The sequence below is a fragment of the Chryseobacterium oleae genome (assembly GCF_900115055.1).
GTDB lineage: Bacteria > Bacteroidota > Bacteroidia > Flavobacteriales > Weeksellaceae > Chryseobacterium > Chryseobacterium oleae.
The window spans coordinates 58,179-74,193 of sequence record NZ_FOVD01000006.1; the positions used below are offsets into that span (position 1 = coordinate 58,179).

General features: G+C 37.9%; 20 protein-coding genes. 11 read left to right on the forward strand and 9 right to left on the reverse strand.

The features are described 5' to 3' along the window. Nucleotides 1-253 precede the first annotated feature (253 nt). Entirely contained in the window at nt 254-1,132 is an 879-nt protein-coding gene (locus BM143_RS17455) for an AraC family transcriptional regulator (RefSeq protein WP_034724073.1), read from the reverse strand. A 257-nt stretch (nt 1,133-1,389) separates the two neighbouring features. On the opposite strand from BM143_RS17455, the gene BM143_RS17460 reads away from it, so the two are divergent. The 8 genes from BM143_RS17460 to BM143_RS17495 all read left to right on the forward strand — a co-directional run bounded on the left by BM143_RS17460 (nt 1,390) and on the right by BM143_RS17495 (nt 8,329). Continuing rightward, a complete protein-coding gene (locus BM143_RS17460; RefSeq protein ID WP_090025906.1) occupies nt 1,390-2,256 on the forward strand; it encodes a helix-turn-helix domain-containing protein in 867 nt (288 codons plus the stop codon). A gap of 88 nt (nt 2,257-2,344) precedes the next feature. Further along, entirely contained in the window at nt 2,345-2,761 is a 417-nt protein-coding gene (locus BM143_RS17465; protein ID WP_047450849.1) for an OsmC family protein, read from the forward strand. Between the two features lie 264 nt (nt 2,762-3,025). Then, nucleotides 3,026-3,631, forward strand: a complete 606-nt coding sequence (locus BM143_RS17470; protein WP_034724078.1) for a TetR/AcrR family transcriptional regulator — start codon at nt 3,026-3,028, stop codon at nt 3,629-3,631. A gap of 10 nt (nt 3,632-3,641) precedes the next feature. Beyond that, nucleotides 3,642-4,910, forward strand: a complete 1,269-nt coding sequence (locus BM143_RS17475) for an acetyl-CoA C-acetyltransferase (RefSeq protein ID WP_090025908.1) — start codon at nt 3,642-3,644, stop codon at nt 4,908-4,910. A gap of 10 nt (nt 4,911-4,920) precedes the next feature. Further along, entirely contained in the window at nt 4,921-5,346 is a 426-nt protein-coding gene (locus BM143_RS17480) for a PaaI family thioesterase (protein WP_090025910.1), read from the forward strand. Between the two features lie 2 nt (nt 5,347-5,348). Then, complete coding sequence (gene fabF / locus BM143_RS17485; protein WP_090025912.1) at nt 5,349-6,590, forward strand: beta-ketoacyl-ACP synthase II; 1,242 nt, start codon at nt 5,349-5,351, stop codon at nt 6,588-6,590. Nucleotides 6,591-6,613: 23 nt separating this feature from the next. Then, entirely contained in the window at nt 6,614-7,168 is a 555-nt protein-coding gene (locus tag BM143_RS17490; RefSeq protein WP_090025914.1) for a helix-turn-helix domain-containing protein, read from the forward strand. Between the two features lie 87 nt (nt 7,169-7,255). Next, nucleotides 7,256-8,329 (forward strand): serine hydrolase domain-containing protein, encoded by a 1,074-nt coding sequence (locus BM143_RS17495; protein ID WP_317041323.1) that lies wholly within the window; start codon nt 7,256-7,258, stop codon nt 8,327-8,329. Between the two features lie 66 nt (nt 8,330-8,395). Here BM143_RS17495 and BM143_RS17500 read toward each other — a convergent pair whose 3' ends face one another. The 3 genes from BM143_RS17500 to msrB form a co-directional block, all read right to left on the reverse strand. Then, on the reverse strand, nt 8,396-8,776 hold the full coding sequence (locus BM143_RS17500; RefSeq protein WP_090025918.1) for a cupin domain-containing protein: 381 nt from the start codon (nt 8,774-8,776) through the stop codon (nt 8,396-8,398). Between the two features lie 34 nt (nt 8,777-8,810). After that, nucleotides 8,811-9,566 carry a murein L,D-transpeptidase catalytic domain family protein gene (locus BM143_RS17505; RefSeq protein ID WP_034724087.1) on the reverse strand — a complete coding sequence of 252 codons (756 nt, stop codon included), beginning with the start codon at nt 9,564-9,566 and terminating at the stop codon, nt 8,811-8,813. 128 nt (nt 9,567-9,694) lie between these two features. Further along, nucleotides 9,695-10,141, reverse strand: a complete 447-nt coding sequence (gene msrB / locus BM143_RS17510) for a peptide-methionine (R)-S-oxide reductase MsrB (protein WP_228383986.1) — start codon at nt 10,139-10,141, stop codon at nt 9,695-9,697. A 139-nt stretch (nt 10,142-10,280) separates the two neighbouring features. Here msrB and BM143_RS17515 point away from each other — a divergent pair, with 139 nt between their 5' ends. Next, nucleotides 10,281-11,525, forward strand: a complete 1,245-nt coding sequence (locus BM143_RS17515; RefSeq protein ID WP_090026293.1) for a DUF445 domain-containing protein — start codon at nt 10,281-10,283, stop codon at nt 11,523-11,525. 22 nt (nt 11,526-11,547) lie between these two features. After that, nucleotides 11,548-12,435, forward strand: coding sequence for a hypothetical protein (locus tag BM143_RS17520; RefSeq protein ID WP_090025920.1), 888 nt, complete (start codon nt 11,548-11,550; stop codon nt 12,433-12,435). A 29-nt stretch (nt 12,436-12,464) separates the two neighbouring features. Here the strand turns inward: BM143_RS17520 and BM143_RS17525 are convergent, their stop codons facing one another. Together BM143_RS17525 and BM143_RS17530 are read right to left on the reverse strand one after the other, a co-directional pair. Next, nucleotides 12,465-13,502: a quinone-dependent dihydroorotate dehydrogenase gene (locus tag BM143_RS17525; RefSeq protein ID WP_090025922.1), complete on the reverse strand. Its 1,038-nt coding sequence runs from the start codon at nt 13,500-13,502 to the stop codon at nt 12,465-12,467. Between the two features lie 141 nt (nt 13,503-13,643). Next, the gene (locus tag BM143_RS17530; RefSeq protein WP_090025924.1) at nt 13,644-14,339 is read right to left on the reverse strand and encodes a pseudouridine synthase; all 696 of its coding nucleotides are present in this window, start codon (nt 14,337-14,339) and stop codon (nt 13,644-13,646) included. A 207-nt stretch (nt 14,340-14,546) separates the two neighbouring features. On the opposite strand from BM143_RS17530, the gene BM143_RS17535 reads away from it, so the two are divergent. Further along, complete coding sequence (locus tag BM143_RS17535; protein WP_090025926.1) at nt 14,547-15,059, forward strand: hypothetical protein; 513 nt, start codon at nt 14,547-14,549, stop codon at nt 15,057-15,059. A 131-nt stretch (nt 15,060-15,190) separates the two neighbouring features. Here the strand turns inward: BM143_RS17535 and BM143_RS17540 are convergent, their stop codons facing one another. From BM143_RS17540 to BM143_RS17550, 3 genes are read right to left on the reverse strand one after another with little or no spacing between them, the layout of a single operon-like run. Continuing rightward, nucleotides 15,191-15,484, reverse strand: coding sequence for a hypothetical protein (locus BM143_RS17540; RefSeq protein ID WP_090025928.1), 294 nt, complete (start codon nt 15,482-15,484; stop codon nt 15,191-15,193). A gap of 3 nt (nt 15,485-15,487) precedes the next feature. Next, nucleotides 15,488-15,715 (reverse strand): toxin glutamine deamidase domain-containing protein, encoded by a 228-nt coding sequence (locus BM143_RS24305; RefSeq protein ID WP_090025930.1) that lies wholly within the window; start codon nt 15,713-15,715, stop codon nt 15,488-15,490. Next, the gene (locus tag BM143_RS17550; RefSeq protein WP_090025932.1) at nt 15,716-16,009 is read right to left on the reverse strand and encodes a YrhB domain-containing protein; all 294 of its coding nucleotides are present in this window, start codon (nt 16,007-16,009) and stop codon (nt 15,716-15,718) included. Nucleotides 16,010-16,015 lie beyond the last annotated feature (6 nt).

Sequence of the window (16,015 nt, forward strand, 5' to 3'; positions counted from 1 at the left end):
TTTGTTAACAGCTGGATATAATGTTATTTTATCATAAAACGATATTATTTATTCAGGTCTTTTTTACACATCTCATTTACCCTCTGATTTGCAGTAAAATAGACCATTTCACAACTTATTACTTTCCAGCCCCTGATGTGACATTTTTTTAACACTTTTTGATAAAAATGCATCTGATATTCATAAAAAAATCCGGATAAAACGATCCGGATTGTAAGTATATAAACAATGTATTTCCTTAATTTAAAAAGCGTTACTCTATTTTCTTCACACCTTTAAAAAGCTCTTTGAACTCAGTAGGCGTTGTTTTTTTAATAGATTTAAAAACTTTGTTGAAATTGGCTATATTATTAAAACCTGCTTCAAAAGCCGTCTCAAAAACTGTCAGATTCTTCTCCATAAGCCACCTCGCAGCATAGCTGATCCTTATTTCGTTCAGATAATTCACAAAAGTCTTACCCGTTCTTTTTTTGATGAATCTGTTAAAAGTAACACTGCTCATATTGATCAGAGAAGCCGCGTCATGAAGGGTAATCTTGCTTTCAAAATTCTTATGCACAAAATCGTGTACAATCTTCATTTTATCATTATCTGCAAAGGTTTCCGATTCTATGCTGTACGAGGACAAAAGCGTTTTATCTTCGGCAATGGCCAGTTCATTAAGAATTTTCATGATCTCAATGAAAGATTCGAAACTGTTCATTTTGGATAAATTGAAAAAGGAGTCTTTAAGCTTTTCCGCCGTTTCCTGGGAAAACAGAATGCCCCGGATTGAGTCCTTCATCAGGTTGCTGATGGGTTTCAGAATATTTTTGTCCATCATCGACTGATTAAAAAAATCCTGATTAAACTGCACCGTGATCTCATGCGTTTTCCGGTTTTTGCACTTATGGTTGGCCCAGCAGTGTGGAAGATTCGGACCCACCAACACCAGTTCAATGTCGCCGATCTCTCCTGTGTGGTCCCCGATCATCCGGCGGTATCCTTTTCCTTTGCTGATAAAATTGATCTCAATTTCCGGGTGATAATGATATGGGAAATCAAAAGATGCCTTTATCCGGTCAAACACAAGAAAACTGTCCTCGGGAGATAATGGCGTTATTTCTCTCAAAATATTTTCTAGCTTACTCATCTAATCTTTGAAGAAATTAAAGTTATAATTCAATACAGTACGTTTTTGCAAAATTGATAAAAAACCAATCAACTAATATATAATTTTTATTTTTTCTATGTTTTTGATTAAAAAACTGAAACGAAAATCGAAATTAAGGCCTGAAATGGATAAAAGAATGCCTGTTAACCTTATAAAATCCGGTCATCAGGAACAGGTTTCTATTTATTAATGCTGCCAAAACCTTCTTTTTTGTATCTTTAAGCTAAAGTAATTGTATGCAGCAGCAGCTTATTTTTGAAGATCACTATAAAAAACTCGGCCTTGAACTATTCTCCCAGAACAATCTGGAGAAGATCAATGGAACTCAATTCAGATATGACATCAAAATCCTTTTCATTCCGGAAGGTTATGAGCTTACTGTAGATTTTAATCATTATCAGGTATCAAAACCTACCCTTTTCTTTCTCACCAGCCAACACCTGAAAATAGAAAAAGGACAGGAGGAATCTATGCTTCTGTATTATAACCGTGATTTTTACTGCATTCAGATTCATGACAAAGAAGTAGCCTGTGACGGACTTCTTTTCCATAATGTATTTGAAATTCCTTTCGTAGAGCTTACCGATGTGGAAACTGCTGATATTAAAAATTTATTCCAGCATATAAAAAATGAGTTGCAATGGAAAGATTCTTCTGCTGAGGAAATGATTCGAACCTATGTAAAACAGATCATCATTCGCGCGACCAGAAACTGGAAAAAGCAGCATCTTAATAATGATACGGTGAAAATTCCGGGCACTGAACTGGATGTCTTCAGAGACTTCAGCCGGTATCTGGAAATTCATTTCAGGGAAAAACATAATGTCGCAGACTATGCAGAACTCCTTCATATCGCTCCGAAAACATTAACGCATAAATTTAAAAACCTGAATATAGAATCCCCCAACCAGTTGATCATCAACAGGATTTTACTGGAAGCGAAAAGACTTCTTTTCTACACCGATAAACCTGTGAAAGAAATCGCGTATGATCTTGGTTATGAGGATCCGGCTTATTTCAACCGTCTTTTCACCAATAAAACGGGAAATACACCCGCCAATTTCAAGAAAAACTACCCGTCGGGAAAAAAGTACAATATTTAAGTCATTTTATCTATTGAATCCGGCTTCCGACCACCCTATCTTTGTATCATCAAAATCAATATATTAAAAACAACAAAAAGCAAACATTATGAGACGTAACGCAACAGCCGTTTGGAACGGTAACATCAAAGAAGGTAAAGGACATTTAACTACTCAAAGTACAACTTTAAACGAAACTCAGTATTCTTTCAACAGCCGTTTCGCAGACGGAGTGGGAACCAATCCTGAAGAACTTCTTGCTGCAGCTCACGCAGGATGCTTCACGATGAAACTGAGTGCCGAACTTTCTCAGGCAGGTTTTACTCCTGAAGAATTAAAAACAACTTCCGTCATCACTCTTGATCCAAGTGTAGGAAAAATTACAAAATCTGAACTGACTTTAACGGCAAAAGTTCCGGGAATTTCAGAAGAAGAATTCCAGAAATTCGCTAAAATTGCTGAGGAAGGATGCCCGGTAAGTGCAGCTTTCAACTTTGAAATTACATTGAATGCTACTTTAGCTTAATTATATTCAAATTTCTTTATTTAAACCATTAAGATTTTCTTAATCAGTCTTATGTGATTAAAAAATCTTAATGGTTTAATTCTTCACTTAAAATCTCTGATTTTTCAAAAAACTGCTGTGATCTTTCTCCACATTATCAATTTAAACTTTACATCAATTTAAGCTGTCAAAAACTTTTGTGCCTTTTGTGGTAAAAAACTGTCATAAAATAAAATATACCAATCGGTATATTTTCGTATATTTGCATTGAAATTAAACACTTAAATGTCAAAAGCAGAAAAGACCAAACAGTTTATCATTGAGAAAACAGCGTCTTTGTTCAATACCAAAGGCTATACGTCTACATCTTTATCCGACATCACGGAAGCGACAGGTCTGACTAAAGGAAGCATCTATGGAAACTTCGGCAACAAAGACGAAGTGGCACTGGAAGTTTACAAATACAATTCTAGCCTGTTATCCAAAAACATGGCCAGATCTTTGGGAGAAGAATTTCCGACGACCATTGATAAACTCAATGCATTCGTCAATTTTTACAGGAAAAACTGGAAAACAGTCTTTGAAAACGGAGGCTGCCCTTTGATGAATGCAGCGACAGAAGCAGATGATACTTTTCCGAGTCTGAAGAAACAGGTGACTCAATCTTTTGAAGGCTGGATCAAAAAGATAGCATCCGTCATTAAAGACGGGCAGGACAATGGAGAAATCCATCAGACCATAGATTCAGACGAATACGGATCATTATTTATCATGATGGTAGAAGGCGGAATTCTGCTTGCCAAAACGACTGAAGAAGAAAAATACCTGCACATGGCTTTAGACAGGATATTATTCATGATCGACAAAGAATTAAAAATACTTCCCTCATAAATTTTTCAATATGGAAACAAAAAAAGTGGCTATCGTAGGATACAGCAGAATTCCTTTCGCAAGAATCAATACAGCCTATGCGGACCTGGATAATCAGGAACTTCTGGAAGCTGCGCTCAACGGACTGATCAACAAGTATCATTTACAGGGGAAACTTCTGGGCGAAGTAGCTGGCGGAGCTGTGATCAAACATATTTCCGAGAGCAACCTCATCAGAGAAACCGTGATGAATACGGCATTAGATCCCGCAACTCCTGCGTGCGATCTTCAGCAAGCCTGTGATACAGGAATTGAGGCTGCCGTTTATATTGGAAATAAAATTGCACTGGGACAGATAGAAAGCGGTATTGCCTGTGGTGTAGAAGCCATGAGTAACATCCCGTTTGAATCTGCTCCAAGATTAAGAAAAGCCCTGTTAAAAGCCAATAAAGAAAAATCGGTATTTGGAAAGTTAAAACAGCTTCTAAGCCCAAAACTGAAAGACTGGATGCCGATTCCCTACAAAGGACAGGAGCCCAAAACAGGTCTGGTGATGGGTGGACACACAGAGATCACAGCCAAATATTACAATATCTCCCGCGAAGAACAGGATGAATTGGCTTTAAAAAGTCATCAGAATATGGCTAAAGCTTACGACGAAGGATTTTTTGACGATATGATTATTCCTGCTTTCGGCCTTGATAAAGACAATAATCTCCGCAGAGATACCAGCATTGATAAACTTTCCCAGCTGAAACCTGCATTTGATAAAGAAAACGGAACATTAACTGCCGGAAACTCAACCCCTTTTACAGATGGCGCATCAGCCGTTTTAATGGGCAGCGAAGAATGGGCAAATGCCAATGGCCTTCCTATTTTAGCGTATGTAACTTTCTCAGAAGTGGCAGGAATTGAATATGTGGAAAACAAACAAAATCTACTTCTGGCTCCCGTTTTTGCAGCCGACAGAATGCTTAGAAAAGCTGGAATGAGTCTTGAAGATTTTGATTATTATGAAATTCATGAAGCATTTGCCGCTCAGGTTCTGGCCACCATCAAGATCTGGGAAAATGATGATCTGGCTAAAAAATTCGGTCTGGAAAAAGCATTGGGAAAAATTGACAGAAGCAAACTGAATGTAAAAGGCGGAAGTCTTGCCGTAGCGCATCCTTTTGCAGCTACAGGCGGAAGAATTATCGGTACTCTGGCCAAACTGCTCCACGAAAAAGGAAGCGGAAAAGGATTTATCTCCATCTGCGCAGCACGTGGACAGGGTGTCACTATGATTTTAGAAAAATAAAACAAAAAATATGGACAGATTAGCACAACTGCAGCAATTCATCGGAAAGGAGTTTGACCAGTCACCATCACCGTTTATGAAATGGCTCAATCCTATTGTACTTTCTGTAGAAGAAGGACATCTCGAGTTCCGGTATACGGTAAGACCGGAATGGCTGAACCCGATCGGAAATCTTCATGGCGGGGTAACGGCAGCCATCGTTGACGACATCATTGGAGCCACCATGTTCTCCCTGAACGAAAATTCTTTCATAACAACCATCAATAATGTGATCGATTATTTTTCAACTGCAAAAGAAAATGATAATATTGTAGCCGAAACGAAAATTATAAAAAGAGGCCGGCAGTTTGTCAATGCGCAATGCGAGATATGGAACGCAGACAAAACAAGACTGATTGCCAGGGGAACCTCTAATCTATTCAAAATTAATAACTAGATATGAAAAGAGTTGTCATTACAGGACTGGGCGCTGTGACGCCTTTGGGGAACAATGTCGAAGATTTTTGGCAAAACAGTATTAACGGGGTGAGCGGAGCAGGTTTAATTACCCATTTTGATTCAGAAAAATTTAAGGTACACTTCGCCTGTGAAGTGAAAAACTTTGATCCGAAAATTCACCTGACCCACAACGAAATAAAAAGAAGCGACCTGTTTTCACAATATGCGATGTATGCTTCCACAGAAGCTATTCAGGATTCCGGACTGGAACTGGAAAAAATGGATCCGTTTGACACCGGAGTGATCTGGGGAACCGGTCAGGGCGGCATGCTCACCTTTGAAACCGAGGTCATGAATTTTGCAGAAGGCGACGGAACCCCTAGATTTAATCCTTTCTTTGTTCCTAAGTTCATCGCCAATATGGCTTCGGGAATGATTTCTATGAAGTTTGGTCTTCAGGGAATCAACTATACTACTATTTCAGCCTGTGCAACGGGAAATACAGCATTAATGGATGCTTTCAACTATATCCGTCTTGGAAAAGCCAAAGTAATCATCAGCGGTGGCTCTGAAGCTGCTGTGACACCAGCTTCTGTAGGAGGTTTCTCCGTTATGAAAGCCATGTCTACCCGAAATGATGATTTTGCCACTGCAAGCCGTCCTTATGATACAGACAGAGACGGTTTTGTCATGGGTGAAGGCGCGGGTGCATTGGTTCTTGAAGAATATGAGCACGCCAAAGCAAGAGGCGCTAAAATTTACGCTGAATTAGCCGGAGCTGCTATGACCGCAGATGCTTATCACATGACGGCACCTCATCCGGATGGAGTGAGCGCGATTAAAGCGATGCAACTGGCTATGAAAGAAGCGGGAGCCAATTTAGATGATCTTGATTATCTTAATCCTCACGCTACGTCTACTCCGCTGGGAGATCTGGTAGAATTAAAAGCAATCAGCAAATTATTCGGAGGAAACAAAAAACTTGACATCAGTGCAACAAAATCCATGACCGGACACTTATTGGGTGCGGCAGGTGCGGCGGAGGCTATTCTTTCTATTAAAGCTGTAGAAAAGGGAATTATTCCACCTACAATCAATCTTCATACTATCGACGAAAGCATTCCTAAGGATGTGAATATTGTTTTTGGAGAAGCTAAAGAGAAGAACATCAATTTCGCGCTAAGCAATGCCTTTGGATTCGGGGGACACAATGCGACTTTGGTTTTCAAGAAATTTAATTAATTTCGTACTATACATACAGTAACATGTCCAAATTGAAAGAAATAAGAGAGAGAAAAAATCTGACTCAGGAAGAGTTGGCCGAGAGCTCTGGTATTTCTGTCAGGACAATACAACGGATAGAAGCAGGAACCCAACCAAAAGGTCATACGCTTCGGGTTTTGGCCAAAGCTTTAGAAACAACCGAAAGCGAGTTTCAAAACATAGAAATCGAGACAAAAGATCTTGAAATTAAAGAAGATCAAATTCCTGCGAATTATTCTTTAATAAAGGTGATCAATCTTTCTTCTATCCCTTGTATGTTTCTACCTCCATTAAATATTTTGGTCCCTCTTTTTCTGATGTTTAAACTAAAACAGAAAAACGCCATCGTAAAGCAAATAATTTCTGTTCAGATCATTTATACCATATTTGCGCCTGTCACATTTCTATTGGGCATCTTCTTAAAACCCGGACCGGCACTTACAATTATCCTGATCATATTGATTGTCCTGTCCAATATATTTATTATCCTTAGAAACTCAGCTGAAATAGACAGAAACAAAGAACTTCTTTACAAACTGAATTTCAGCCTCATATAATCTTGTCGGATGATTGTCGGGTTTTTGTCAGGTTCTATTTTTTGTCCTAAAAATAAGAAACCTAATCTTTGTCCTAAAAATAAGACAATGACAAAACTCTTTTATTTTACGCTATTATTTCTCCTTCTGTTTTCCACAAATACCAGTGCTCAGGCAGAAAAAGTAAACAGCCACTACATTACAGATTCAATTTTTGATCGTGATAAAGAAATTGAAAATTGGCTCCACGAACTTAAAGTTCCCATTCTTGGGCTTGGCATTATAGAAGGTGGCACATTAAAACAGATTAAAGTATTCGGAAAAATTAAAGACGATATTTCAGCACCTTACAATACAATTTTCAATGTAGCATCACTTACCAAACCAATTACGGCGATGGTAGCATTACATCTGGTGAGTACGGGAAAATGGGATCTTGATGAACCGGTTTATACATACTGGACCGATCCGGATATAGCCAATGATCCAAGGAACAAACAGTTGACGACAAGAATAATATTAAGTCATCAAACAGGCTTTCCCAACTGGAGATACATGAAAGAAAACAAAAAATTAAGTTTTGATTTTGACCCGGGAACAAAATTTCAATATTCAGGAGAAGGTTTTGAATATCTGAGAAAAGCCATTGAAAACAAATTCAAAAAACCACTGGAACAATTAGCAAGAGAATTGATCTTTCAACCTCTAAAAATGAATGACACCAATTATATTTGGGATGAAAACACAGATAAAAACAGATTTGCCACAGGCTATGATAAAAGTGGAAAACCGTATAAAACAGAGAAAAATAAATTGGCAAATGCCGCTGATGATCTGCATACAACAGTAGAAGATTATGGAAACTTTCTCGCCGATATTCTTAACGGCGGACATCTTAACAATGATCTTTATATGCAGATGATGAAAAGACAGGTTCAAACCAGGGAAAACAAATACTATGGATTAGGCTTTGTCATTTACGATCTGGGTAATGGAGAATATGCATTGTCACATGGTGGTTCAGATACAGGAACATTTTGCCTTACGATCATTTTTCCGAAAACCAAACAGGGACTTCTGATTTTCACCAATTCAGATAACGGCTACAAAGTATTCGATAAATTACTTGCTCATTATCTGGGAGAAAACGGAAAGAAAATCATCAAGATAGAAACTCAATAAACAACAAAAAGCAGTCAAAACTGACTGCTTTTTGCTTTTACCTTTCTTGCTTGAGATGGCAGATTCTTATTCAGAATCCAGTATAAAAAAATCATCAGCATTGTCTGCCATTGGAATATATAACCGTTCCCATTGTTCTCCTTCTTCTATTTCCCAACTATGCCCCTCGCCTTCTACATCTTCTGCCAGAAGGATAATTCCAGGTTCGATATGAAATGTGGAACCATTACTTACCTTAAACCGGATCCTTCCTTTCAGCGTTACTACATATTGCTTTCTTGGGGCAGTGTGCACTTCTTTTTCCCATTCTTCAGTAGTCGTACTGATCCAAAAAGTTTTTGTGTTCATCTGCTTCAAAGTAGGAATTTTTCCTATTTCGAAAATACTTGTCCCGTCGGGATTATTAAGTAACCTTATGGCAGGTACAGAATCGCTTGTACTTTTCAAATTATACTATTTTTCATACTGTTATTACTCTCAATTAAGATTTCAGCCATTCCGAAGAAGAAAGGTATTTCTGATCGGGATAATAGATGAAAAGGCAGTTTCGCCCTTTTATCGTATTAATGATGGGTTGTGTCAATGCTTTCGGTACCGCGGGACATCCCCAGCTTCTTCCGATTCTTTTGTGCATTGATGCAAATTCATCGCTTACATAATCTGCTCCGTGCATGACGATCGCTCTTCTGTAGGCTGCATCATTAAATCCTTTATCCATTCCCAGCAGTTTCAAAGAATAGCCGTTGTCTCCCTGATAAGTGGCATCCGTGATATAAAATCCCAAACTGCTCTGCAGCGAACTTTCCGTGTTAGAAAAATTCGCAGCAAATTCTTCGCCTGTATTTTTTCCGTGTGCTACCAGTGAATTGAACAGTACCTTTTTCTCGTTGGTATCAATCACCCAAAGTCTTTTTGTATTCGAAGACATAGAAAAATCGCAGATAGTCAATAAATGCGAGTCCTGATTCAGCAATCCTGCTTTTTTTAAATTTTCAAATCCTGTTAATGCTTTTGAGAATACTTCATAATTCAATTCATGCTCAGGATCAAATGGAATTGATTTGTACAATTCTTCTGATGAAGATGCTTTAGCGGCAGTCTTCTCAGATTTCGTGTCAGCTACTTTTTCAATTTTTGCTGTATTCACATTCCCAGTCTTTGCTGCCTTTCCCGGCGAAAGATAGAATGAAGTCGTGACCATATAAACAAGGCCTAATACACTATAAATTCCTCTCATTCAATAATATTAAATTCCAAATTAGTGAGGCAAAATTATAAAAACATAATTACCAGCCTGTTATAAACGCGGAAAGTTTAACTGAATTTAAGAAACTTTAACTTCCTGATTTCGTGAATTAAAAGGGATTATTTCTCTGAATCTCCAACAAATTCCAGGCTGACAGAATTCATGCAATACCGCAGTCCCGTAGGTTTCGGACCATCATCGAAAACATGTCCCAGATGAGAATCACATCGTTTGCAGAGTACTTCTACCCTTTCCATTCCGTAGGCTGTATCTCTTTTGTAATACACGCCTTCTTTATCGGCTTCAAAAAAGCTTGGCCATCCGCAGCTGCTGCTGAATTTCGAAGTGGACCGGAACAGATGATTACCGCAAACGGCACAATAATAGTCCCCGATCTCATCAAACTCGTTGTATTTTCCGGTAAAAGCTCTTTCCGTAGCAGCTTCTCTGGATATCGCGTATAAGTCGGGAGCAAGGATTTTTTTCCATTCCTCGTTGGGAATATCCAGTTTTGAAGTATCGGTTCTGGAGTAGTATGGATTGTTTTTTGCTTCTTTATTTTCCATAGGAACAGTTTTAACAGGCTGAAACTTCTGCGGACACGCCTGCAGAATGATTAATAATATAATGAAAGTTAAACATTTCATGATGAGTTTTACTTTCAATTAAACTCATCTCATGACCAAATTTAGTAAATTTGAGAATATGAATGATGAAGCCAAAAGAAAACAACTGAGAAAATACAAAGCATTTGCCACCGGATTATTTGTCCTGATGGCCATTATTTTCATTGCCACTACCCTCCTTCAGAAATCAAACCCTTCGCATTGGTTAGGCTATGTAAGGGCTTTTTCCGAGGCAGCAATGGTAGGGGCTCTGGCAGACTGGTTCGCAGTGACCGCTTTATTCCGGCATCCGCTGGGTCTTCCGATTCCGCATACGAATCTTATTGAAAACAGTAAACAGAGGCTAGGTGACAATCTTGGAAGCTTTGTGGTCAGTAATTTTCTTTCCCCACAGAATATCCGTCCTTATATCCAGAAGCTTAAAATTTCAAACTTTGTCGGCGAATGGCTTGCTAAGGAAAAAAGCCAGGACATCCTGATCAGGAATCTTTCAGATATTGTTCTGGACATTCTCAATAAACTTGATGATACTTCGGTAAGCCAGTTTATCAGCAAGAAAGTTTCTGAAATGACGGATGATATTAAGCTGAATAAAGTGGTTGGAAACGGGATCACTTATATTCTGGAGAAAAATGATCATCAGAGAATCATCACCAATCTTTCCAAACAGATCAAAGAATATATTATCGAGAATGATGAAATGATCAAAGACCGCGTTGAAAAGGGAAGCTATTCATTCATTCCGTCTTTTGTTGACAATAAAATCGCTGATAAAATAGCGAGTGGACTTTCTGATTTTTTCAAAGAAATAGAAGAAGATCCGGAACATGAAATCCGCAATCTGATCACTCAAAAAATCCATGAATTCTCTACCGATCTGAAGGAAGATCCGAAATGGGATGATGAATTTAAAACCATCAAAAACGGTCTTTTGAAAAGTGATAAGTTAGACGAATATTCCAGTGACATCTGGATTTCTATCAAAAAAACATTAATGAAAGAACTTCAGGACGACCAGTCTTCACTCAAAGGCTATCTCACTAAAAACCTGAATGAATTTTCCCAAAATTTAAAAACGGACGAAAATCTTCAGAATAAAATTGATCATTGGGTAAGAGTGACGGCTTACAAATATATCCTTAAAAATACCCACCAGTTCGGAAACCTCATCAGCTCTACCGTAGGAAACTGGCAAGGAAAAGAACTAAGCGAGAAGCTGGAACTGGAAGTAGGAAAAGATCTGCAGTTTATCCGGGTCAACGGAACACTCGTCGGCGGATTGGTAGGACTGATCATCTACACCATTGCCAACTTCTTCATTTAAAAAACTATTCACCAACCAAACCATGAAAAAACTTTTTATTACATTATTCCTCCCTCTTTTTGTCCTCTGTTTCTGCCAGAAAGTTGAACTTAAGGCCGTAACAGATTCCTCACAAGTTTTTAAAGGCGAAATTGCGGGAGTTCCCGTTACCATGCAGCTTCATTTCGCAGGGATTGCAGATTGCAGTCTGTATCAGTATTTTGTAGACGGCTGGTATTATTACGATAAATATCAGAAAAAGATTCCTCTGACGGGCATTTATGATTACGGAAAACTTTCTTTATATCATTTCGGAAACAAACAAAAGCAGAATTCCAAACTATTGAAAGACCAAATCACTTCGCCTCAGAAAGTGGAAAAAACTGCAGAAATTGCGGAAGCTTTGAATCCCAAAGAGTCTATTAATTTTACGACAGATAACCCTAAAGAAAATTCTATCACCGGGAACTTTTATATGGATAAAAAAACGCAACCGGCAAAACTGTTTACCGGAAATAATATGATTTACCGTTATAACAATTACCTGACTTTACCCAACAACAAAAAGATCAATACGTTTGATTTCATTAATAAACATGGAGGAAACCAATTGATTTCTTACGCATCGGGAGACAACGGGAACCGTATCTTATTATACTTTGAGCATTCTTCCAATTTCAATGCATGCGGAAGATGTGGTGCCAGCGAAGGGGAAAAAGGCTACAGAATTCTGTACTTTACCAAAGACTGGAATTATAAAAACTATGAAGAATTTCTGACTGAAAGCTGTCTGGAAAACATTTATGATACGATAGAAACAAAATCTCAGGACCGGAAAATTTTAAAGTATAAAATTAAAAAATCCTCATCTACAGCAGCGTACAGTCTTACGGTAGATATAAAAAATGCCTCTGTCATAAAGGCAAAATAAAAAAGAGAACTTTAAGCTCTCTTTTTATATTATCTCGGTAGCCTGCTGGCTCTCTTTAAAATTTCTTTATTAATCTCATTGATCAGTTCCGGGCCTTCATAGATAAATCCGGTGTAAAGCTGTATCAGACTTGCTCCTGCATCCAGTTTCTCGATCGCATCCTTCGCCGAATGAATTCCTCCCACTCCAATGATCGGGAATGCTCTGTTGCTTTTATCGGAAAGGTATTTGATCATTTTTGTACTTCTTTCACGGATGGGTTTTCCACTCAGTCCGCCATTTCCTATCTGTTCTAAAACTTCAGGAGAGGTTTTCAGACCTTCGCGGTTGACAGAGGTATTGGAAACAATCACGCCATCAATTTTTGTCTCTGCAATCAGTTCGACAATTTCATCTAACTGAGCGTTATTAAGATCTGGAGCAATTTTAAGTAATATGGGTTTCTGTACCGATTTTGACTGATTGATTTTCTTTACTTCCGTAATCAGTTCGCGCAGATAGTCTACATCTTCCAGCTTGGCATGGCTTCCCACATTCGGGCAGCTTACATTCAGTACAAAATAATCTACATGGGGATGAAGTCCTTCAAAACAGTCCAGATAATCCTGGGTATAGTTTTCCGGAGTTGTGTGGGTATTTTTTCCAATGTTTCCTCCGATGATTATTTTCCCTTTGTTGGATTTCAGTTTTTCGATTGCGGCTTCAAGACCATCATTGTTGAACCCCATTCTGTTGATAATTCCGCCATCTTCAATGAGACGGAACAGTCTTTTCTTAGGATTTCCTGCCTGAGCTTTTGGTGTTACGGTTCCGATTTCTACAAATCCGAAACCAAGATCTCCCAACTCGTTGAACAGGACAGCATTTTTATCGAAACCGGCTGCCAATCCTACAGGATTTTTAAATTTCAATCCGAAAACTTCTCTTTCCAAACGCTTGTCTTCAATAGGTTTTGGGAAAAATAATTTGGTAAGAAATCCAAAATTTTTAAGCATTGAAAATGTAAAATGATGAACTTCCTCGGGATCAAATTTGAAAAGAATGGGTCTGATGATACTTTTGTACATTGAAAAAAAGTTTTACAAAAATACTTAATTTAAAATTAACCTTCGGCTAACCTATGATATTTTATGAAAAAATGTATTATAAATATCATCTATAAAACGCAAATATCTACAATCAAAGTACTTTTATCCTTATCATATAAATTAAGAATACGAGCTCAAATCCAGGTTCAAAATACCTCCTACTCTTTTGAACTCTTCGTTTACTGTAGCATTCACCGTAATTCTTTCGTTGGTAATGGGATGATTAAACACCAATTGATGAGCATGAAGCATCAGTTTACTCATATCGAAAGTTTCCAGCCACAATTTATTCTGTTTGTTGCAACCGTAAGGACGGCAGCCCAAAATGGGGTGCAAAATATGTTTAAAATGTTTTCTCAGCTGATGCATTCTACCTGTTTCCGGAATAGCTTCTACCAAACAATAACGGGAAGTCTGATGTTTTCCAAAAGCCAGATCTATTTCCGAAGTCTGTAAACGATGGTAATAAGTAATGGCATTCTGCTGGATTTCGTCTTCGTTAATCAAATCATAATCAATCGTTTCTTCTTCTTTTGCCCAACCCCGAAGAATGGCCAGATATTTCTTCTCCACCGTTCGCGCTGCAAACTGATCACTCATTATTCTCAAAGAATCTTTATCTAAAGTAAACAACAAAACACCCGAAGTTTTCCGGTCCAAACGATGCACAGGATACACATATTGCCCGATCTGATCTCTCAATTCCTGAATGGCATAAGTATCTGCCTCTCCTGCATAATACGATTTATGAACCAGTAATCCGCTTGGTTTATTGATGGCGATAAGATGCTCGTCACGATAAAGAATTTCTAACATGGGACAAAAGTAGAAATTTTTGAGCGATTTAGCCCTGATTGAGCGGCATGTTTGAGCTCTCTTTATTGGTTTAGGCGCGGCGGCTCCGCCGCCGCGCCTAAACCAATAAAGAAGCGAGTAGCGAAAGCAGGTTCCCGGCTCCTGAAAATAGTACAAAGTATTACCGTTATCAGTTTTATTTTTCTATTTTCGCGGAAAAATTACTTTATGAAACTATTATTTTCGGCTTTATTCATGGCCTTTTTCTTTATTTCGATCTCTGCTCAGGTTTCAGATTCTGTTAAACTCGGGAAGAATAACCGTGAATTTTTTATCAAAGGAGATCAGAAATTCAAGTTCTCGGAATACAAAAAGGTATTTACCAATCCTGAGGCTTTAGGCTACATGAAAAAAGCGAATACCAACGGTACTGTTGCGCAGATCTTCGGAGCTATAGGCGGCGGTTTGGTAGGTTTCGGACTGGCAAAAGAAGTATTCAGAACGAAAACAACGTATCAAAATGGTGTTGCTTACAAGAAAAAAGATAAAGGCGGCTGGGGATTGGTAGGAATTGGTCTGGGAGCCATCGGAATAGGAATTCCTTTTGCCATAAGCTCAGGAAAAAACATGAAGAAGGCCATCAATACACAGAACCAAGCTGGCGGTACAGACGAAACGAAAACAACTTCGTACAAACTTGACCTCAGCGGAAACAGTATTGGGATTACTTATAGCTTCTAAAATCTGCGTAATCTCTTCAATCTGCGAGACTATTAACATAAAACCTTGCCGTTAAGGAAGAAAAAAGGAGGTGGTCTGTAAGTGTCAGCCTCCTTTTTATTTAGGTTTAGTTACAAAGCAGTCTGCTATATTTATTTCGGCCATCTGCCTGCTTCATATTCCTTTATATAATAGTCTTCCATATGGGCTGTTCCAAAAACAATAATGTTTCCTGTCTTATTTTCTACTAAAAACGGAGCATTCCCCGCAATAGCATACTTATCATCATTGGTTTCAAACAATTTTTTGCTTGTATAGAAGAAAATATCTCCGTACATTTTACTAATGGTCTCTTCATTAAGAAGGAGTAATTCTATTTTAGTTTCCTCCTGAAGGCTTAACATATAGCTTTCTGCAATTTTTTTAACTTCATTTTTCGTTAACATAATTTATTGTTTTTTTGTTGTTACTAAATACTTAAATGAAATGAATCCATCTTCTAAATTTGCCCTGGTTCCGCTTTGCCCATCAACAAATATTAGCTTTGTATCCTTTTTCATTACATTAAAAACATGTCCTGGAATCTCAGCCCCCCTATTTCCAAAAATAACTCCTCTTTCTCCTTCTTCCCTACTTTTTGTAAAGAAAAACAGACTACAAAAAGTAGTCTGCTGTATTTATTTCGGCCATCTGCCTGCTTCATATTCTTCAATATAATACTCTCGAACATTTGCAGTGCCAAATACAATAATATTTCCGGTCTCTTTTTCTATCAAAAAAGGAGCATTCCCCGCTATAGCATATCTATCATCTTTAGTTTCAAATAATTTTTTACTAGTGTAAGAATATATAAATCCATAAGGTTTTTCAAGTGTCCTATAAGGAACAATTATCATTTCTATTTTAGATTCTTTTTCAATTAAATTGACATACTTATTAGCAATTTCTAATATTTCTTTTTCTGTTAGCATATTTTC